This window comes from Escherichia sp. MAL-1, assembly GCF_052948035.1.
Genome location: NZ_CM129609.1, coordinates 3,889,142 through 3,908,964, shown reverse-complemented (window position 1 = coordinate 3,908,964; position 19,823 = coordinate 3,889,142). Strand labels below are relative to the sequence as shown.

Sequence of the window (19,823 nt, the reverse complement as noted above, 5' to 3'; positions counted from 1 at the left end):
GGATAAAGAAACGGAGCCTTTCGGCTCCGTTATTCATTTACGCGGCTTCAACTTTCCGCACTTTCTCCGGCAACTTTACCGGCTTCGTCGCCAGCTCTTCCGGATCAAAGTCATCAACGTTAATACTGCGCAGACGGCTTTCTTCAGCTTTCACCAGAATAGCGGCTTCATCTTTATCAATCAGCCCCTTCACCAGCGCGTTGTGCGCCAGTTCATCCAGACGGGTAAACGGCAGGTTTTTACCCAGCTCTTTACAGATCCGCTGATGAATTGGGTCGGCGGCAATCACATCCACCAGCGCCTCTTCCAGCAAGCCAACCGGATTATGCTCGCTCGGCGTCAGGTACTGACCGCGACCAATGCGGGAACGGGTGGCGTTCGGCACTTGTAAAATCTTCGCCACTTTATGATCCAGCTTGTCAGAAGGTGCCAGATAATGACGTCCGGTCGGGAAGATCACCACATTCAGCAGCCCGGCAACCACGCGGTTCGGGAAGTTTTGCAGTAAATCATCCATCGCCTGTTCAGCCTGATACAGCGCATCTTGTACGCCCCAGTGCACCAGCGGCAGGTCGGCTTCATTACGGCCTTCGTCGTCATAACGCTTCAGCACGGCAGAGGCGAGGTAGAGCTGGCTTAAAATATCCCCCAGACGGGCCGAGATGCGCTCGCGACGTTTCAGGCTGCCGCCCAGCACAGCCATCGAGACATCAGAAAGCAGGGCGAGGTTGGCGCTCAGGCGGTTCAGGTGCTGATAGTAGCGTTTAGTGGCATCGCCGGTTGGCGTGCTGCTGGTTAAACCGCGCGTCAGGCCCAGCCAGAAGCTGCGAACTTTGTTGCTACCGACGTGACCGATATGTTTGAACAACAGTTTATCGAACGCGTTGACGTCATTGTTCTTCGCCGCTTCCATCTCTTCCAGCACGTACGGATGGCAACGAATCGCTCCTTGTCCGAAGATCATCATGCTGCGGGTCAGAATGTTAGCCCCTTCAACGGTGATGGCAATCGGTGCGCCCTGGTAAGCACGCGCCAGGAAGTTGCTTTGCCCGAGCATAATGCCTTTACCGCCGGTAATATCCATCGCATCAATAATCGACTGCTGCCCGCGGTGGGTACAGTGATACTTAACGATAGCCGACAGCACGGCAGGTTTTTCGCCGAGCATAATGCCGTAGGTAATCAGCGATGCCGCAGCATCCATCACGTAGGCATTACCGGCAATACGCGCCAGCGGCTCTTCAATCCCTTCCATCTTACCAATAGAGATTTTGAACTGACGGCGAATGTGAGCATACGCGCCGGTTGCCAGCGCTACCGATTTCACGCCGCCGGTTGAGTTGGAAGGCAGGGTGATGCCGCGGCCTACCGAGAGGCACTCCACCAGCATCCGCCAGCCTTGCCCGGCCATTTTCGGCCCGCCGATGATGTAATCGATCGGCACGAAGACATCTTTACCGCGCGTCGGTCCGTTCTGGAACGGTACGTTCAGCGGGAAGTGGCGACGACCAATTTCCACGCCCGGCGTGGTGGTTGGGATCAGCGCACAGGTAATGCCTAAATCTTCTGCACCGCCGAGTAATTTTTCCGGGTCGGAGAGTTTAAACGCCAGCCCAAGCACGGTCGCAATCGGTGCCAGCGTAATGTAGCGTTTGTTCCAGGTCAGACGCATCCCCAGCACCTGCTGGCCCTGCCATTCGCCCATGCAGACAATCCCGGTGTCCGGAATCGCGCCCGCATCGGAACCCGCTTCCGGGCTGGTCAGTGCAAAGCAGGGGATCTCCTGACCACGCGCCAGACGCGGCAGATAGTGATCTTTCTGCTCGTCAGTGCCGTAATGTTGCAACAGTTCGCCCGGGCCTAATGAGTTTGGCACGCCGACGGTAATCGCCAGGATCCCGCTCACGCCGGAGAGTTTTTGCAGCACGCGAGACTGGGCATAAGCCGAGAACTCCAGCCCGCCGTACTCTTTTTTGATGATCATCGCGAAGAAACGATGCTCTTTAAGGTACGCCCACAACTCCGGCGGCAGATCCGCCAGCTCATGGGTGATCTGGAAATCATTCGCCATCCGGCAGGCTTCTTCTACCGGGCCGTCGAGAAACGCTTGCTCTTCGGCGGTCAGGCGCGGCTGCGGATAGTTATGCAGCTTTTTCCAGTCCGGCTTGCCCTGGAACAAGTCGCCCTCCCACCAGGTGGTGCCCGCATCAATCGCTTCTTTCTCAGTGCGCGACATCGGCGGCATCACCTTACGGAAACCGCGAAATACCGGCGCGGAAATCATCGACTTACGCATAGGCGCAAAGTTAAATGGCACGAGGATAATGGCCAGAGGCACCAGTACCCACGCCGACCACAGACCAGCAACGCCGAGGGCGGCTGTCCAGGCGAGCAAAATCAGACTGCTGATAAATAAGCTCACGCGGTGATAGAACAACGCGCCGAGCAGGACAACCGTAGCGAGAATACTCAAAATCATCATAACGAAAAGCCCCTTACTTGTAGGAGGTCTGACCACTTGTGATGATATGGTTGTAGTGGATGTAAAAACATTTAGCAATGTGTTTACAATATAATTACAACAAAGCTCACATTGTTGCTGTTTTTATCCGCACTTCAGGTCAAAAAGTCCTGGTCATAGCACCTGCCCGTACTTCTCGCTTTTGGCGGTATCCGGTACACTGCATTTTGTCTATTACATTTATGCTGAAGGATATCCTCATGTACCAGGATCTTATTCGTAACGAACTGAACGAAGCGGCGGAAACGCTGGCTAACTTTTTAAAAGATGACGCCAATATTCACGCCATTCAGCGCGCGGCGGTCCTGTTAGCAGACAGCTTTAAAGCCGGTGGCAAAGTGCTTTCCTGCGGCAACGGCGGTTCCCATTGCGACGCTATGCACTTTGCCGAAGAGTTGACCGGTCGCTACCGTGAAAACCGTCCGGGCTACCCGGCGATTGCTATTTCTGACGTTAGTCATATTTCCTGCGTCGGTAATGATTTCGGTTTCAATGATATTTTCTCCCGCTACGTTGAAGCGGTAGGTCGCGAAGGCGATGTACTGCTGGGGATCTCCACCTCCGGTAACTCTGCAAACGTGATCAAAGCGATCGCAGCGGCGCGTGAGAAGGGGATGAAAGTGATCACCCTGACCGGTAAAGACGGCGGCAAAATGGCTGGCACGGCGGATATCGAAATTCGCGTACCGCACTTTGGTTATGCCGACCGCATTCAGGAGATTCACATTAAAGTGATCCATATCCTGATCCAGTTGATTGAAAAAGAGATGGTTAAGTAAGTCTGGCGTAGGCCGGATAAGACGTTTACGCCGCATCCGGCATTTGTGCGCTGATGCCTGATGCGACGCTGACGCGTCTTATCATGCCTACAAATCTGTACGCGAACCGTAGGCCGAATAATGCGTTCACGCCGCATCCGACCTGAAAATTCTTAAATCAATCTTCGCCGGGGGCCATGCGCTCCCGCTGTTGTGGAGGTTACCCATGTGCGAATTGCTCGGGATGAGCGCCAACGTCCCTACCGATATCTGCTTTAGTTTCACCGGGCTTGTACAGCGTGGTGGTGGAACCGGGCCACATAAAGATGGCTGGGGCATTACCTTTTACGAAGGTAAAGGCTGTCGCACATTTAAAGATCCACAACCCAGCTTTAATTCCCCCATCGCCAAACTTGTCCAGGACTACCCGATAAAATCCTGTTCGGTGGTGGCTCATATTCGCCAGGCTAATCGGGGCGAGGTGGCGCTGGAAAATACTCACCCGTTTACCCGCGAGTTATGGGGGCGTAACTGGACTTATGCCCATAACGGGCAACTGACGGGCTACAAATCACTGGAAACCGGCAACTTCCGCCCGGTCGGTGAAACCGACAGCGAAAAAGCCTTTTGCTGGCTCCTGCATAAATTAACGCAGCGTTACCCGCGCACGCCGGGCAACATGGCGGCAGTGTTTAAATATATCGCCTCACTGGCGGATGAACTGCGGGCGAAGGGCGTTTTCAACATGCTGCTTTCGGACGGTCGCTATGTAATGGCGTATTGCTCGACTAATTTACACTGGATCACCCGCCGCGCGCCGTTTGGCGTGGCAACGTTGCTGGATCAGGATGTGGAAATCGACTTCAGCTCGCAGACCACACCGAATGATGTGGTCACGGTGATTGCGACACAGCCGCTGACGGGCAATGAAACCTGGCAAAAAATTATGCCAGGCGAATGGCGCTTATTTTGCCTCGGGGAGCGTGTAGTTTGATGCCAGTTGTGGCTGCACCACTTCGTGGCTTAACGGCTTGCTGACCACGTAACGGCCATTGACCACAGAAACGGTCGGTGGCTTACGGGTTTGCTCAAAGTAGTCGTAGCCCGGCTTCAGCTGCTCCCAGAAGTCCTTAAAGTTGGAATATTTATGGCGCTTCATATTGGCGTCGGTCATGCGGAATGGGTAAATACTCACCTGCACGCTCGGCTGACCAAACACCAGCGCACCAGTAACGAACTGGAAGATCTCATCAATACCCTGATTGGTCATCGCGTAGCAGCCGATGGAAACACAATCGCCGTGGATCATCAGATATTTCCCTTCATAACCATGCGCACGGTCATAGGCATTGGGGAAACCAATATTAATCGCTTTGTAGTAACGGCTGTCTGGTTTTAACTGATTACGCTGGACGCTATAAAACCCTTCCGGGCTTTTGAAATCGCCCTGACGCTGTTTTGGCCCTAAGCCGCCGGAATATTTACAGATTTTATAGCTGTCGAGCAGTTGATATTGCTCGCCCATTTTGACGTAGAGATCGAGCGTACGTTCTTCCTTGAAGATCTGGATGTAGACAGGGGATCCCATCAACTGCTGCTTATACTCTTTGCTCACTGGCGTGGTCGAGCTACTGCTGCCCAGCAAACCGGCAAACGAAACGCACGGGATCAACAACATCGCAAGAATTAATGCGATTTTACGCATACTGCTTATTCCTTGATAAAACGGTTACACACGCCAGGACGGCAAAATGGATCCCAAATCGGAATAGTCTGGATTTGGAAGGCTCACATTATCACCAAAAGAGTTTTACGCAAGCCTGTCGGCGCAGGGTTTACAAATTTCATCGGAAGCGGGCTTTACCCAAATAGCGCCGCGTGAGTTCCAGTTCTCTCAAATCGTAAAAGTTTATCGGTAAGTTTGTAAATCAGGATCCAGTCCGGTTCGACATGAGCATCGCGATAACCTTTCCATGAACCTTGCAGCGGGTGGTCTTTATAAACAGCTGGAAGCGGTAAAGTATTATTGATAAGAAGCGTCATAAGATATTTCAATTTATTCATATCCTTATGACGCTTTTGTGCAAGTTTTACATCCTTTGAAAATTGTCCCGAGTATTCAATATCCCTTTGAATCATATTTAAATTCCTAATTTATCAAATAAATCATCGGCGTCTTTGGCCTTATGAACATCAACGCCAGCTTCGCTGTTTTTAATTGATTGAATGGTTAATTGATTAGGCTCGCGTAAATCAAACGGCAATGCCTTTTCACGCGCGACTTTTGTGAGGGTTATGCGAACCAGGTCAGAGATGGTCAGCCCCATCCCGGCCAGTACGTCCGCCGCCTGATTCTTCAGATCTTCATCGATTCGGGCGCGAACAAACGCGTTAGCAGCCATTGGGGTATCTCCTGTGCTGTATATTTATTCAGCTTGAATTGTAGCTCAAATGAGCAACAGCGACAATCCATGAGTAATTTAATAAACGGATGTTTTTACATAATTAACTGAAATATATTTATTAATTTTATAATAATGGTTTATTAAGTTTGTTCTGGTACGGGCCGGGATACACTGCAACATCAATGCATGACCAGCCATTATTGAGAATGTCCTTGCCGTCGATTCCCTCTTTTGTGTTGTCGGGATTACTGTTGCTTTGCTTGCCGTTTTCTTCATTTGCCAGCGCCACCACATCACATATCTCTTTCAGCTACGCCGCCCGCCAGCGGATGCAAAACCGTGCGCGTTTATTAAAACAGTACCAAACCCATCTGAAAAAACAGGCCAGCTATATTGTGGAAGGCAATGCCGAAAGCAGAAGGGCGCTACGCCAGCACAACCGCGAACAGATAAAACAGCATCCAGAATGGTTTCCTGCACCGCTCAAGGCGAGTGACAGACGCTGGCAGGCGCTGGTGGAGAATAATCATTTCTTAAGCAGCGACCATCTGCATAACATCACCGAAGTGGCGATTCACCGCCTGGAACAGCAACTTGGCAAGCCTTACGTCTGGGGCGGCACGCGGCCCGATCAAGGCTTCGACTGTAGCGGGTTAGTTTTTTATGCCTACAACAAGATCCTCGAGGCGAAGCTCCCACGTACGGCCAATGAGATGTATCACTATCGCCGGGCAACGATTGTGGCGAACAACGACCTGCGCCGGGGAGATTTGCTGTTTTTCCATATCCACAGCCGCGAGATTGCCGACCATATGGGGGTGTATCTGGGCGACGGTCAGTTTATTGAGTCACCGCGCACCGGGGAAACCATTCGGGTAAGTCGGTTAGCTGAACCTTTCTGGCAGGATCATTTTTTGGGCGCGCGGCGGATATTGACGGAAGAGACGATTTTGTAGGACGGATAAGGCGTTTACGCCGCATCCGGCGGTGGTGCGCAGATGCCTGATGCGACGCTGACGCGTCTTATCATGCCTACAAATCTGTGCGTTTTTGCGAGCCGCTTTCCTGTTATTCCATCACCTCATTGCCGACCTTTCCTTTTCTTCTTACCGTTGAGAAAAAGGAGTCGCCATGTCTGAATATCGTCGTTATTACATCAAGGGGGGAACCTGGTTTTTCACGGTGAATTTACGCAATCGTCGAAGCCAACTCTTGACCACCCAGTACCAGATGCTCCGTAACGCCATTATTAAAGTTAAGCGAGACAGGCCTTTTGAAATCAACGCCTGGGTCGTTTTGCCAGAGCATATGCATTGCATATGGACATTACCTGAAGGCGATGATGATTTTTCCTCTCGCTGGCGGGAAATTAAAAAGCAATTTACCCATGCTTGTGGATTGAAAAATATCTGGCAACCACGTTTTTGGGAGCACACCATCCGCAATACCAAAGATTATAGGCATCATGTTGATTATATTTATATAAATCCAGTAAAGCATGGTTGGGTAAAGCAAGTGAGTGATTGGCCATTCTCAACGTTCCATCGCGATGTCGAGCGAGGGTTATATCCCATCGATTGGGCGGGGGACGTAACGGATATAAATGCTGGCGAGCGTATCATTTTATAATTATGCGCAGATGCCTGATGCGACGCTGGCGCGTCTTATCGTGCCTACAAACTTGTGCCGCATCCGGCAATTGTGCGCGGATGCCTGATGCGACGCTGGCACATCTTATCATGCCTACAAACCTGCGCCTGAACGGTAGGCCGGATAAGGCGTTCACGCCGCATCCGGCGGTTATGCACCGATGCCTGATGCGACGCTGACGCGTCTTATCATGCCTACATCAACGCCCCCATAATCTTCAACTCCAGCTCATCCGGCACTTCGTTATACGACAGCACATGCAGCCCCGGCGCAAACAACCTTGCATAACGCGCCAGCAAAGGGCGCAGCTGCGGTGGCACCAGCAGCACCGGGTCTTTCCCCGCCGCTTTCATCTGCTCTTTCACCTGTGGCATCGTGCTCTGGAACTGGTTGAGCATATTCGGGTCCACTGGCACGCTGTCAAGCATCACTTTCCCGCCCTGTTGCGCCTGATTCACCACATTGGTCAGCAGATTTTCCAGTTCATTATTCAGCGTATACACCGTCAGCTCCTGCTTGCGAACGAACGGATGGGTAATGCTGCGCCGCAGCGCCAGGCGCACATCAGCTGCCAGCAGAATATGATCTTTGGTCACCGCGCTACTGGCGACCAGCACGGTGGCGATGGTGACGATATCGCGCAGGGAAACGCCTTCGGTCAGCAGCGCCCGGTACACTTTCAGCAACTGGCTGTAATTGAGCGCCGCGCTTAAATCTTCCGCCAGGCGCGGTGCCATCGACGCCAAACGGTTATGCAACTGCGTAATATCATCATAGTTAAACAAATCAGGAATATAGCTGCGCACAATCTTGTTCACATGGGTAGCAATCACGCTGGCGCTGTCGATCACCTGATACCCCATATTCAGCGCCTTCGCCTTCTGCGCAGGCTGGATCCAGGTGACCGGCATCCCATACGCCGGGTCGTTCCCCAGCACGCCGTCAATCTCGCCGTAGGTTTCGCTGGAGGGCAGGGCCATCAGTTTATCCGCCGGAATATCCGCTTCATCAGCCTTAATGCCGTTGATGAAAATAGCGTACTGGCTGGGCTTAAGGCGGAAGTTTTCCCGAATGCGGATCTCCGGCAGCAGCACGCCGTTGCCGTCAGAAATCACCTGTCGCACGCCGCGAATACGCTGGGTGAGCGGGTTGCCCTGGGCTTTGTCCACCAGCGCCACCAGCTTGTAGCCGAGGCTTAAGCTGATGGGCTCGATCAGCGGAATGGTTTCCCAACTGACCTGTTGCTCGCTGGTTTCGGTGATGGTGCGGGTCAGCGTTTCGAGACTTTTCTCTTCCGCTTCCGCCGCCTGCGGGCGTTTGCTCATCCGCCAGCCGGTAAAGCCAAGCAGGGCGCTGAACAGCAAAAACGGCAGATGCGGCATTCCCGGCACCATCGCCAGCACAAACATAATCCCGGTAGCGGTGTAGAGCACCGACGGGCTTGCCAGCAGCTGGTGGCGCACGTCATGGGCGATATCGCCGTTGTCGCTGACGCGGGTGACGATAATCGCCGCCGCCGTGGAGAGCAGCAGGGAAGGGATCTGCGCCACCAGGCCGTCGCCGATGGTCATCAGCACATACTGCTGGAAGGCAGCATCGGCGCTCAGGTTGTATTTGAAGATCCCGATACAGACGCCGCCGATCAGGTTGATCGCCAGAATCATCATCCCGGCGATGGCGTCCCCGCGCACAAACTTCGATGCCCCGTCCATCGCGCCGTAGAAATCGGCCTCGCTGGCAACATCTTTACGCCGGGTTTGCGCCTGCGCCTGGTTGATCAATCCGGCGTTAAGATCGGCGTCAATCGCCATCTGTTTGCCGGGCATCGCGTCTAAGGTAAAGCGGGCAGAAACCTCGGAAATACGCTCGGCCCCTTTGGTGACGACAATAAAGTTGATTGTCAACAGCGTCAGTAAATCCGAGCGTGAAAGCATTATCGCCGCGCTGCACGGGCAGTCGATTTTCAGTGGCGGCGGATTGTCGCCGTTAAATAAAATCAGCCCGTCTCATCCGCCAAAACCTGCCACCGTGGCGGTGCCGGAAGAGACGGAGAAAAAAGCGCGAGACGTCAACGAGAAAACAGCGCTGCTGAAGAAGAAATCCGCCACCGAGCTTGGCGAGCTGGCAACCAGTATCAACACCATTGCCCGTGATGCGCATATGGAAGCGAATCTGGAGATGGAGATTGTTCCCCAGGGATTGCGCGTGCTGATTAAAGATGACCAGAACCGCAATATGTTTGAACGCGGCAGCGCGAAGATTATGCCGTTCTTTAAAACGCTGCTGGTGGAGCTCGCGCCAGTGTTCGACTCGCTCGATAATAAAATTATTATTACCGGGCATACCGATGCGATGGCCTACAAAAACAATATCTACAACAACTGGAACCTTTCGGGTGACCGCGCGCTTTCGGCTCGTCGGGTGCTGGAAGAGGCCGGAATGCCGGAAGATAAAGTGATGCAGGTAAGCGCAATGGCGGACCAGATGCTGCTGGACGCGAAGAATCCGCAAAGTGCGGGTAATCGGCGCATCGAGATTATGGTGCTGACCAAAAGTGCGTCCGATACGCTGTATCAATACTTTGGTCAGCATGGGGATAAAGTGGTGCAGCCGCTGGTGCAAAAGCTGGATAAGCAGCAGGTGCTTTCGCAGCGAACGCGCTAAATGCTGAATCTTTACGCATTTCTCAAACCCTGAAATCACTGTATACTTTACCAGTGTTGAGAGGTGAGTAATGCGTAAAATCATTCATGTGGATATGGACTGCTTTTTCGCCGCAGTGGAGATGCGCGACAATCCCGCCCTGCGCGATATCCCTATTGCTATTGGCGGCAGCCGCGAACGTCGGGGGGTGATCAGCACCGCCAATTATCCCGCGCGTAAATTTGGCGTACGTAGCGCTATGCCGACAGGGATGGCGCTCAAATTATGCCCGCATCTCACCTTGCTTCCGGGGCGCTTTGACGCCTACAAAGAAGCCTCAAATCATATCCGCGAAATCTTCTCGCGCTACACCTCGCGTATTGAACCGTTGTCACTGGATGAGGCTTATCTCGACGTCACCAATAGCGTCCATTGCCACGGTTCTGCGACCCTCATCGCCCAGGAAATCCGCCAGACGATTTTCAACGAGCTGCAACTGACGGCGTCTGCGGGCGTGGCACCCGTAAAGTTTCTCGCCAAAATCGCCTCCGACATGAATAAACCCAACGGCCAGTTTGTGATTACGCCGGCAGAAGTTCCGGCATTTTTACAAACCTTACCACTGGCAAAAATCCCCGGCGTCGGCAAAGTCTCGGCGGCAAAACTGGAAGCGATGGGGCTACGAACCTGCGGTGATGTACAAAAGTGTGATCTGGTGATGCTGCTTAAACGCTTTGGCAAATTTGGCCGCATTTTGTGGGAGCGTAGTCAGGGGATTGACGAGCGCGACGTTAACAGCGAACGGTTGCGAAAATCCGTCGGCGTGGAACGCACGATGGCGGAAGATATCCACCACTGGTCTGAATGTGAAGCGATTATCGAGCGGCTGTATCCGGAACTTGAACGCCGTCTGGCAAAGGTAAAACCTGATTTACTGATTGCCCGCCAGGGGGTGAAATTAAAGTTCGACGATTTTCAGCAAACCACTCAGGAGCACGTCTGGCCGCGGCTGAATAAAGCTGACTTAATCGCCACCGCGCGTAAAACCTGGGATGAACGCCGCGGCGGGCGCGGTGTGCGACTGGTGGGGCTGCATGTGACGTTGCTTGATCCGCAAATGGAAAGACAACTGGTGCTGGGATTATGATGTATACTATTATGTCTATTCTGGTGTGCATTATTATGAGGGGATCACTGCATGCATCGAATTCTCGCTGAAAAATCGGTCAATATTACTGAGTTACGTAAAAACCCAGCTAAATACTTTATTGATCAACCGGTTGCGGTTCTTTCTAATAATCGCCCCGCAGGATATCTCTTAAGTGCCAGCGCATTCGAAGCGTTAATGGACATGCTTGCTGAACAAGAGGAGAAAAAGCCCATAAAGGCGCGCTTCCGTCCAAGTGCTGCAAGATTAGAGGAAATTACACGCCGAGCTGAAAAATATCTTAATGATATGACGGATGATGATTTCAATGACTTTAAGGAATAAGGATGCGGGTATTCAAAACAAAACTTATTCGCCTGCAACTTACAGCAGAGGAACTTGATGCGTTAACGGCGGATTTTATTTCCTATAAGCGTGACGGTGTTTTGCCAGATATATTTGGTCGCGATGCACTCTACGACGACTCGTTTACCTGGCCATTAATCAAATTTGAGCGAGTTGCTCATATTCATCTGGCAAATGTGAATAATCCATTTCCGCCACAGTTGCGCCAATTCAGCAGAACGAATGACGAAGCGCATTTGGTATATTGTCAGGGTGCGTTTGATGAGCAAGCATGGTTGCTCATTGCCATTCTGAAACCTGAACCTCATAAACAGGCTCGAGATAACAACCAAATGCATAAAATTGGGAAAATGGCAGAAGCGTTTCGCATGCGTTTTTGAATTTATATTATGAATAACATACAAATAAGAGACTATCAGCCTGGCGATTTTCAGCAACTATGCGCTATTTTCATTAGAGCGGTTACGATGATCTCCAGTCAGCATTATTCACCACAACAAATTGCCGCCTGGGCGCAGATTGACGAATCTCGCTGGAAGGAGAAACTCGCGAAATCACAAGTGCGGGTTGCCGTCATTAATGCACAACCGGTTGGTTTTATTACCTGCGTTGAACGTTATATCGATATGTTATTTGTTGACCCTGAATACACCCGCCGCGGGGTTGCCTGCGCTTTGTTAAAACCTTTGATTAAGTCTGAATCCGAACTTACGGTGGACGCCAGCATAACCGCAAAACCCTTTTTTGAACGTTATGGTTTTCAGACAGTTAAGCAGCAGCGCGTTGAATGCCGGGGAACGTGGTTTACTAATTTTTATATGCGATATAAACCGCAATATTAAATCCAGCTTGCAATGAAAATAACGCCCGCCTGGTATGTGCGCGTTTTCTTATTCCACAAACTGCAAGGAGGTAAATCATGACAAATCCTTTATCAATGACTCTTTGCAGACCTTTCCAGGATTAATTCTTTTTTTCTTGCCCTGGATTCGTCTGCCATTTCCTGATTTTTATATTTATATACTCTAAATAATTCGAGTCGCAGTACATGCAACTTGAAGTATGACGAGTATAAATGGAATGGTACATGGGCAAATATATTCGTCCCTTATCCGATGCGGTATTTACCATCGCATCTGATGACCTGTGGATCGAGAGTTTAGCGATCCAACAATTACACACCACGGCAAATTTACCCAACATGCAGCGCGTAGTGGGGATGCCAGATTTACACCCCGGACGCGGCTACCCGATTGGCGCAGCGTTCTTCTCTGTTGGTCGTTTTTACCCGACAAGACGTCGCTGTAACGGTGCTGGAAACAGAAACGGGCCGCTACTCTGACACGCTGCGTTCGGCGCTGGTTTCTCTGGATGGCGATAACGCATGGGCATTAAGCGAAAGCTGGTGTGGCACTATTCAGTGGATTTGTCCGAGTCCGTATCGGCCTCATCATGGGCGCAAAAACTGGTTTCTGGGCATTGGGCGTTTTACCGCTGATGAGAAGGAACAATCGGATGCAATCCGTTATGAGACGCTGCGTTCGTCGGGGCCGGGCGGTCAACATGTCAATAAAACCGACTCGGCGGTACGCGCCACGCATCTGGCATCCGGTATTAGCGTGAAGGTTCAGTCAGAGCGCAGCCAGCATGCTAACAAACGGCTGGCGCGATTGCTGATTGCCTGGAAGCTGGAGCAGCAGCAACAGGAAAATAGCGCGGCGCTGAAATCGCAGCGGCGAATGTTCCATCACCAGATTGAACGTGGCAACCCGCGACGGACATTTACAGGGATGGCTTTTATCGAAGGATAATGAAGGATGAAACTGCCGGAAGGCGATTAAACGCCATCCGGCAGCAAATCAAATAATTACTTCGCCGGAATTTCTTTCAGCAGTTCAGTCAGCAGTGTCCAGTAATGACCTACGCTTTCGATGTGAACTTGCTCATCCGGAGAGTGTGGACCGGTGATTGTTGGCCCGATAGAAACCATGTCCATTTCCGGATACGGTTTTTTGAACAGACCACATTCCAGGCCCGCGTGGATAATCTGGATGTTCGGCGTCTTGTTGAACAGGCGCTGATAGGTTTCACGTACCAGATGCATCACCGGAGAATTAGCGTCCGGCTGCCAGCCAGGATATGCGCCTTTCGCTTCGGTTTTCGCGCCAGCCAGTTTACCCAGCGAATCCAGCATGCTCACCACGTAGTCTTTACCGCTGTCGATCAGTGAACGGATCAGGCAGTGAATTTCTACGTTATTGTCAGTCATGGTCACCACACCGACGTTCAGGGAGGTTTCGACCACACCTTTTGCCACGTCGGAATTGCGGATCACACCGTTCGGGGTGGCGTTCAGCAGACGAATAAAGGTATCGCGAGATTTCGCAATCAGAGCAGCTTTATCGTTCGCTACAGAGTCCAGCAACAAGGCCAGATTCTTCTCTTTCTCTGCCAGCTCGTTTTTCAGGATGTCCTGATAGGTATTCACCAGAGATTTCAGGGCGTCGACTTTATCAGCTGCGACAGCAATGGTCGCAAAGGCTTCACGCGGGATGGCGTTACGCAGTGTGCCACCGTTGAAATCGATAAGGCGCAGGTCCAGCTCTTCCGCATGACCCGCCAGGAAGCGCACCAGCAGTTTGTTGGCATTACCCAGGCCAACGTGGATTTCACCGCCGGAGTGACCGCCTTTTAGACCTTTTAAGGTTAACTTGAAGGTTTCAAAGCCAGCTGGAACCGCTTCACGATCCAAATGCAGGTTGGAGGTGAAGTCGATACCCCCCGCGCAACCCATGTAGATTTCACCTTCTTCTTCGGAGTCGGTGTTAATCAGAATATCAGCCTGCAACCAGTTGCTCTGTAAGCCGAACGCACCGTCCATACCGGCTTCTTCGGTCATGGTCAGCAGCACTTCCAGCGGGCCGTGAACCACGTTTTCGTCAGCCAGAACCGCCAGCGCAGACGCCATACCAATGCCGTTATCTGCACCCAGCGTGGTGCCGCGCGCTTTAACCCATTCGCCATCAATATAAGGCTGGATAGGATCTTTCGTGAAGTCATGCACGGTGTCGTTATTTTTCTGCGGCACCATATCGAGGTGGGCCTGCAAGACGACCGGTTTACGATTTTCCATACCTGCGGTGGCAGGTTTACGAATCAGGATATTACCTACCTGATCGCGTTCGACATGGAAACCTTTCTCTTTTGCCCAACCAACAATGTATTCAGCGAGTTGCTCTTCATGATAGGACGGGTGAGGAATAGAACAGATTTTGGCAAAAATATCCCACAGCGGCTGTGGAGATAATTGAGACAGTTCAGACACGTTAAGTCTCCTTGTCGATCACCCGCAAAACAGTATTGCAGGTCACAGGGTTAGCAGAAAATGTTGTCAACACAAGACAGGCTTGCGAGATATGTTTGAGAATACCACTTTATCCCGCGTCAGGGAGAGGCAGTGCGTAAAAAGACGCGGACTCATGTGAAATACTGGTTTTTAGTGCGCCAGATCTCTATAATCTCGCGCAACCTATTTTCCCCTCGAACACTTTTTAAGCCGTAGATAAACAGGCTGGGACACTTCACATGAGCGAAAAATACATCGTCACCTGGGACATGTTGCAGATCCATGCACGTAAACTCGCAAGCCGACTGATGCCTTCTGAACAATGGAAAGGCATTATTGCCGTAAGCCGTGGCGGTCTGGTACCGGGTGCGTTACTGGCGCGTGAACTGGGTATTCGTCATGTCGATACCGTTTGTATTTCCAGCTACGATCACGACAACCAGCGCGAGCTTAAAGTGCTGAAACGCGCAGAAGGCGATGGCGAAGGCTTCATCGTTATTGATGACCTGGTGGATACCGGTGGTACTGCGGTTGCGATTCGTGAAATGTATCCAAAAGCGCACTTTGTCACCATCTTCGCAAAACCGGCTGGTCGTCCGCTGGTTGATGACTATGTTGTTGATATCCCGCAAGATACCTGGATTGAACAGCCGTGGGATATGGGCGTCGTATTCGTCCCGCCAATCTCCGGTCGCTAATCTTTTCAACGCCTGGCACTGCCGGGCGTTGTTCTTTTTAACTTCAGGCGGGTTACAATAGTTTCCAGTAAGTATTCTGGAGGCTGCATCCATGACACAGGCAAACCTGAGCGAAACCCTGTTCAAACCCCGCTTTAAACATCCTGAAACCTCGACGCTAGTCCGCCGCTTTAATCACGGCGCACAACCGCCTGTGCAGTCGGCTCTTGATGGTAAAACCATCCCTCACTGGTATCGCATGATTAACCGTCTGATGTGGATCTGGCGCGGTATTGACCCACGTGAAATCCTCGACGTCCAGGCACGTATTGTGATGAGCGATGCTGAACGTACCGACGATGATTTATACGATACTGTGATTGGCTACCGTGGTGGCAACTGGATTTATGAGTGGGCCACCCAGGCGATGGTGTGGCAACAAAAAGCCTGTGCGGAAGAAGATCCGCAACTCAGTGGTCGTCACTGGCTGCATGCGGCTACGTTGTATAACATTGCTGCCTATCCTCATCTGAAAGGAGATGACCTGGCCGAGCAAGCGCAGGCTTTGTCAAACCGCGCCTATGAAGAGGCCGCTCAGCGTCTGCCGGGCACGATGCGGCAGATGGAGTTTACCGTACCCGGCGGTGCGCCCATCACCGGCTTTTTGCATATGCCGAAAGGCGATGGCCCGTTCCCGACAGTATTAATGTGTGGTGGTCTGGATGCGATGCAGACGGACTATTACAGCCTGTACGAACGTTATTTTGCGCCGCGCGGCATTGCGATGCTGACTATTGATATGCCGTCGGTGGGCTTTTCTTCAAAATGGAAGCTGACCCAGGACTCCAGCCTGTTGCATCAGCACGTCTTAAAGGCGCTGCCTAACGTACCGTGGGTGGATCACACTCGCGTCGCGGCCTTTGGTTTCCGTTTCGGCGCTAACGTTGCCGTGCGTCTGGCATACCTTGAATCGCCGCGTCTGAAAGCGGTTGCCTGTCTTGGTCCGGTAGTTCATACCCTGTTGAGTGATTTTAAGTGCCAGCAACAGGTGCCGGAAATGTATCTTGACGTTCTGGCCAGTCGTTTGGGGATGCATGATGCTTCCGATGAAGCGTTGCGCGTGGAGCTGAATCGCTATTCATTAAAAGTGCAAGGATTGCTGGGACGTCGCTGCCCAACGCCAATGTTATCAGGCTACTGGAAGAACGATCCGTTCAGCCCGGAAGAGGACTCACGCTTAATCACCTCATCATCTGCTGACGGTAAATTATTAGAGATCCCATTTAACCCGGTGTATCGGAATTTTGACAAAGGTCTTCAGGAAATCACAGACTGGATCGAAAAACGTTTGTGTTAAAAATTTGCTAAATTTTGCCAATTTGGTAAAACAGTTGCATCACAACAGGAGATAGCAATGACGTTACCGAGTGGACACCCGAAGAGCAGATTGATCAAAAAATTTACCGCACTAGGCCCGTATATTCGTGAAGGTAAGTGCGAAGATAATCGATTCTTTTTCGATTGTCTGGCTGTATGCGTCAACGTGAAACCGGCACCGGAAGTGCGTGAGTTCTGGGGCTGGTGGATGGAGCTTGAAGCGCAGGAATCCCGTTTTACCTACAGTTACCAGTTTGGTCTGTTCGATAAAGCAGGCGACTGGAAGAGTGTTCCGGTAAAAGACACTGAAGTGGTTGAACGACTGGAGCACACCCTGCGTGAGTTTCACGAGAAGCTGCGTGAACTGCTGACGACGCTGAATCTGAAGCTGGAACCGGCGGATGATTTTCGTGATGAACCGGTGAAGTTAACGGCGTGAGTGAAATGTGCCGGATGTATCACATCCGGCAATATCCATTAAAACTGATAGGTCATGCCAACCGCGACAATATCATCATTATTAATATTCAATTTGTTATCGCTATCCAGTTGGTTGATTTTATAATCTACAAACGCTGACATATTTTTGTTGAAATAATACGTAGCCCCGACATCGATATAATTGACCAGATCTTCATCACCGATACCTTCAATATCTTTCCCTTTCGATAAGACATAACCCAGCGATGGACGCAGACCAAAGTCAAACTGGTATTGAGCGACCGCTTCAAAGTTCTGTGTCTTATTGGCAAAGCCGCCAGTTATTGGCGTCATTTTGCGTGTTTCAGAATAAAAAGTTGCCAGATAAATATTATTGGCATCGTATTTCAGACCTGTAGCCCATGCTTCTGCACGCTTGCCTGTGCCACGGCTTTGCAGGTTCTGCTCGTTGGTGCGATCTGAGTTGGTATAGGCCCCACTAATGGCGAAATCGCTGCCGCCAAAGTCATATGTCAATGACGTGCCGAAGCCATCGCCGTTTTGCTTTTTAACGTCGCGGTTTTCGTTTTTCCCTTGATATTGCAGGGTTAAGTTCAGGCCATCGATAACGCCGAAGAAGTCGGTGTTCCGATACGTCGCCAGACCGCTGGCGCGTTTGGTCATAAAGTTGTCGGTCTGCGCCGAGGAGTCGCCACCAAATTCCGGGAACATATCGGTCCAGGCTTCCACGTCATACAACGCGCCCAGGTTACGACCATAATCGAAAGAACCCAAATCTTTATATTTCAACCCGGCAAAAGCGAGACGCGTTTTTTGCTGTGCAGTATCACTCTCTGCTTTATTACCGGCAAACTCTGCTTCCCAACGACCATAACCAGTCAGTTGATTGTTAATTTGTGTTTCGCCTTTAAAACCAAAACGGATATAACTCTGGTCGCCATCTTTACTGTCGTTATCACTCATATAATGCATGGCTTTAACTTTGCCATAGACATCCAGTTTATTACCGTCTTTGTTATATATTTCTGCGGCCTGTACGGATGCAGATGCCACAATGCCCATCACCACTAATGCCAGAGTGCTCTTTTTCATTTTCATTCCTGATTTTAATTAACGCGCGAATATTCAGCGGGAGAGTCCCGTTGAAAACAGGAAAGTTTTTAACCTGAGATTGTTAAAGATATATTACAGATTAATAATATTCTTAAAATGTGGTAATTTAGTAAATCTGTAATAAAAGCGTAAACAACTGCCGCTAGGCTTGCTGATCCCGCGCAACAAAACGCCATGCTTTGCTCGCAGATGGTTGGCAACCGACGACAGTCCTGCTAAAACGTTCGTTTGATATCATTTTTCCTAAAATTGAATGGCAGAGAATCATGAGTGACAGCCAGACGCTGGTGGTAAAACTCGGCACCAGTGTGCTAACAGGCGGATCGCGCCGTCTGAACCGTGCCCATATCGTTGAACTTGTTCGCCAGTGCGCGCAGTTACATGCCGCCGGGCATCGGATTGTTATTGTGACGTCGGGCGCGATCGCCGCCGGACGTGAGCACCTGGGTTACCCGGAACTGCCAGCGACTATCGCCTCGAAACAACTGCTGGCGGCGGTAGGGCAGAGTCGACTGATTCAACTGTGGGAACAGCTGTTTTCGATTTATGGCATTCACGTCGGGCAAATGCTGCTGACCCGTGCTGATATGGAAGACCGAGAACGCTTCCTGAACGCCCGCGACACCCTGCGTGCGTTGCTCGATAACAATATCGTTCCGGTAATCAATGAGAACGATGCTGTCGCTACGGCAGAGATTAAGGTCGGCGATAACGATAACCTTTCTGCGCTGACGGCGATTCTGGCGGGTGCCGATAAACTGTTGCTGCTGACCGATCAAAAAGGTTTGTATACCGCTGACCCGCGCAGCAATCCGCAGGCAGAACTGATTAAAGATGTTTACGGCATTGATGACGCACTGCGCGCGATTGCCGGTGACAGCGTTTCAGGCCTCGGAACTGGCGGCATGAGTACCAAATTGCAGGCCGCTGACGTGGCTTGCCGTGCGGGTATCGACACCATTATTGCCGCGGGCAGCAAGCCGGGCGTTATTGGTGATGTGATGGAAGGCATTTCCGTCGGTACGCTGTTCCATGCCCAGGCGACTCCGCTTGAAAACCGTAAACGCTGGATTTTCGGTGCGCCGCCGGCGGGTGAAATCACGGTAGATGAAGGGGCAACTGCCGCCATTCTGGAACGCGGCAGCTCCCTGTTGCCGAAAGGCATTAAAAGCGTGACTGGCAATTTCTCGCGTGGTGAAGTCATCCGCATTTGCAACCTCGAAGGCCGCGATATCGCCCACGGCGTCAGTCGTTACAACAGCGATGCATTACGCCGTATTGCCGGACACCACTCGCAAGAAATTGATGCAATACTGGGATATGAATACGGCCCGGTTGCCGTTCACCGTGATGACATGATTACCCGTTAAGGAGCAGGC

General features: G+C 51.4%; 19 protein-coding genes and 3 pseudogenes. 15 read left to right on the top strand and 7 right to left on the bottom strand.

Annotation, left to right across the window (positions count from 1 at the left end; translation table 11 throughout):
- Nucleotides 1–37: 37 nt before the first annotated feature.
- Nucleotides 38–2,482: an acyl-CoA dehydrogenase FadE gene (fadE, locus tag ACU8XX_RS19575; protein WP_000973083.1), complete on the bottom strand. Its 2,445-nt coding sequence runs from the start codon at nt 2,480–2,482 to the stop codon at nt 38–40.
- A gap of 239 nt (nt 2,483–2,721) precedes the next feature.
- Between fadE and lpcA the strand changes: the two genes are divergently transcribed.
- Nucleotides 2,722–3,300 carry a D-sedoheptulose 7-phosphate isomerase gene (gene lpcA / locus ACU8XX_RS19570; RefSeq protein ID WP_000284050.1) on the top strand — a complete coding sequence of 193 codons (579 nt, stop codon included), beginning with the start codon at nt 2,722–2,724 and terminating at the stop codon, nt 3,298–3,300.
- 205 nt (nt 3,301–3,505) lie between these two features.
- Nucleotides 3,506–4,273, top strand: coding sequence for a class II glutamine amidotransferase (locus tag ACU8XX_RS19565; RefSeq protein ID WP_000333379.1), 768 nt, complete (start codon nt 3,506–3,508; stop codon nt 4,271–4,273).
- On the opposite strand, the gene dpaA is transcribed toward ACU8XX_RS19565, so the two are convergent.
- From dpaA to dinJ, 3 genes are all read right to left on the bottom strand, one after another.
- Nucleotides 4,244–4,984, bottom strand: a complete 741-nt coding sequence (dpaA, locus tag ACU8XX_RS19560; RefSeq protein WP_001225679.1) for a peptidoglycan meso-diaminopimelic acid protein amidase — start codon at nt 4,982–4,984, stop codon at nt 4,244–4,246. The genes ACU8XX_RS19565 and dpaA overlap by 30 nt on opposite strands.
- Nucleotides 4,985–5,139: 155 nt before the next feature.
- Nucleotides 5,140–5,418, bottom strand: coding sequence for a type II toxin-antitoxin system mRNA interferase toxin YafQ (yafQ, locus tag ACU8XX_RS19555; protein ID WP_000615979.1), 279 nt, complete (start codon nt 5,416–5,418; stop codon nt 5,140–5,142).
- Between the two features lie 2 nt (nt 5,419–5,420).
- On the bottom strand, nt 5,421–5,681 hold the full coding sequence (gene dinJ / locus ACU8XX_RS19550; RefSeq protein WP_000729704.1) for a type II toxin-antitoxin system antitoxin DinJ: 261 nt from the start codon (nt 5,679–5,681) through the stop codon (nt 5,421–5,423).
- Nucleotides 5,682–5,890: 209 nt separating this feature from the next.
- On the opposite strand from dinJ, the gene ACU8XX_RS19545 reads away from it, so the two are divergent.
- Nucleotides 5,891–6,640: a C40 family peptidase gene (locus ACU8XX_RS19545; RefSeq protein WP_001301253.1), complete on the top strand. Its 750-nt coding sequence runs from the start codon at nt 5,891–5,893 to the stop codon at nt 6,638–6,640.
- A 175-nt stretch (nt 6,641–6,815) separates the two neighbouring features.
- On the top strand, nt 6,816–7,313 hold the full coding sequence (gene rayT / locus ACU8XX_RS19540) for an REP-associated tyrosine transposase RayT (protein WP_000006261.1): 498 nt from the start codon (nt 6,816–6,818) through the stop codon (nt 7,311–7,313).
- A gap of 215 nt (nt 7,314–7,528) precedes the next feature.
- Here the strand turns inward: rayT and ACU8XX_RS19535 are convergent.
- Nucleotides 7,529–9,247: pseudogene (locus tag ACU8XX_RS19535) on the bottom strand (flagellar biosynthesis protein FlhA); the annotation flags it as partial.
- Here ACU8XX_RS19535 and lafU point away from each other — a divergent pair.
- The 7 genes and pseudogenes from lafU to prfH all read left to right on the top strand — a co-directional run.
- Complete coding sequence (gene lafU / locus ACU8XX_RS19530; RefSeq protein ID WP_000207587.1) at nt 9,213–9,998, top strand: putative lateral flagellar export/assembly protein LafU; 786 nt, start codon at nt 9,213–9,215, stop codon at nt 9,996–9,998. The pseudogene ACU8XX_RS19535 and the gene lafU overlap by 35 nt on opposite strands.
- A gap of 70 nt (nt 9,999–10,068) precedes the next feature.
- Entirely contained in the window at nt 10,069–11,124 is a 1,056-nt protein-coding gene (gene dinB, locus ACU8XX_RS19525) for a DNA polymerase IV (protein WP_112034092.1), read from the top strand.
- Between the two features lie 51 nt (nt 11,125–11,175).
- Nucleotides 11,176–11,469 carry a type I toxin-antitoxin system antitoxin YafN gene (gene yafN / locus ACU8XX_RS19520; protein WP_000554757.1) on the top strand — a complete coding sequence of 98 codons (294 nt, stop codon included), beginning with the start codon at nt 11,176–11,178 and terminating at the stop codon, nt 11,467–11,469.
- Between the two features lie 2 nt (nt 11,470–11,471).
- On the top strand, nt 11,472–11,870 hold the full coding sequence (gene yafO / locus ACU8XX_RS19515) for a type II toxin-antitoxin system mRNA interferase toxin YafO (RefSeq protein WP_001263493.1): 399 nt from the start codon (nt 11,472–11,474) through the stop codon (nt 11,868–11,870).
- A gap of 9 nt (nt 11,871–11,879) precedes the next feature.
- Nucleotides 11,880–12,332 carry a GNAT family N-acetyltransferase gene (locus tag ACU8XX_RS19510; RefSeq protein WP_001059847.1) on the top strand — a complete coding sequence of 151 codons (453 nt, stop codon included), beginning with the start codon at nt 11,880–11,882 and terminating at the stop codon, nt 12,330–12,332.
- Between the two features lie 245 nt (nt 12,333–12,577).
- Nucleotides 12,578–12,781: pseudogene (locus ACU8XX_RS19505) on the top strand (RtcB family protein); the annotation flags it as partial.
- Nucleotides 12,782–12,794: 13 nt separating this feature from the next.
- Nucleotides 12,795–13,301: pseudogene (gene prfH / locus ACU8XX_RS19500) on the top strand (peptide chain release factor H); the annotation flags it as partial.
- A gap of 56 nt (nt 13,302–13,357) precedes the next feature.
- On the opposite strand, the gene pepD reads toward prfH, so the two are convergent.
- Nucleotides 13,358–14,815 carry a cytosol nonspecific dipeptidase gene (pepD, locus tag ACU8XX_RS19495; protein ID WP_001293002.1) on the bottom strand — a complete coding sequence of 486 codons (1,458 nt, stop codon included), beginning with the start codon at nt 14,813–14,815 and terminating at the stop codon, nt 13,358–13,360.
- 260 nt (nt 14,816–15,075) lie between these two features.
- Between pepD and gpt the strand changes: the two genes are divergently transcribed.
- From gpt to crl, 3 genes are all read left to right on the top strand, one after another.
- Entirely contained in the window at nt 15,076–15,534 is a 459-nt protein-coding gene (gene gpt, locus ACU8XX_RS19490; protein WP_001291990.1) for a xanthine phosphoribosyltransferase, read from the top strand.
- A gap of 91 nt (nt 15,535–15,625) precedes the next feature.
- Nucleotides 15,626–16,870 carry an esterase FrsA gene (frsA, locus tag ACU8XX_RS19485; RefSeq protein ID WP_000189541.1) on the top strand — a complete coding sequence of 415 codons (1,245 nt, stop codon included), beginning with the start codon at nt 15,626–15,628 and terminating at the stop codon, nt 16,868–16,870.
- 57 nt (nt 16,871–16,927) lie between these two features.
- Nucleotides 16,928–17,329, top strand: coding sequence for a sigma factor-binding protein Crl (gene crl, locus ACU8XX_RS19480; protein ID WP_000174677.1), 402 nt, complete (start codon nt 16,928–16,930; stop codon nt 17,327–17,329).
- 38 nt (nt 17,330–17,367) lie between these two features.
- On the opposite strand, the gene phoE is transcribed toward crl, so the two are convergent.
- Nucleotides 17,368–18,423: a phosphoporin PhoE gene (gene phoE, locus ACU8XX_RS19475; RefSeq protein ID WP_112034093.1), complete on the bottom strand. Its 1,056-nt coding sequence runs from the start codon at nt 18,421–18,423 to the stop codon at nt 17,368–17,370.
- Between the two features lie 287 nt (nt 18,424–18,710).
- Here phoE and proB point away from each other — a divergent pair, with 287 nt between their 5' ends.
- On the top strand, nt 18,711–19,814 hold the full coding sequence (gene proB, locus ACU8XX_RS19470; protein WP_240765267.1) for a glutamate 5-kinase: 1,104 nt from the start codon (nt 18,711–18,713) through the stop codon (nt 19,812–19,814).
- Nucleotides 19,815–19,823 lie beyond the last annotated feature (9 nt).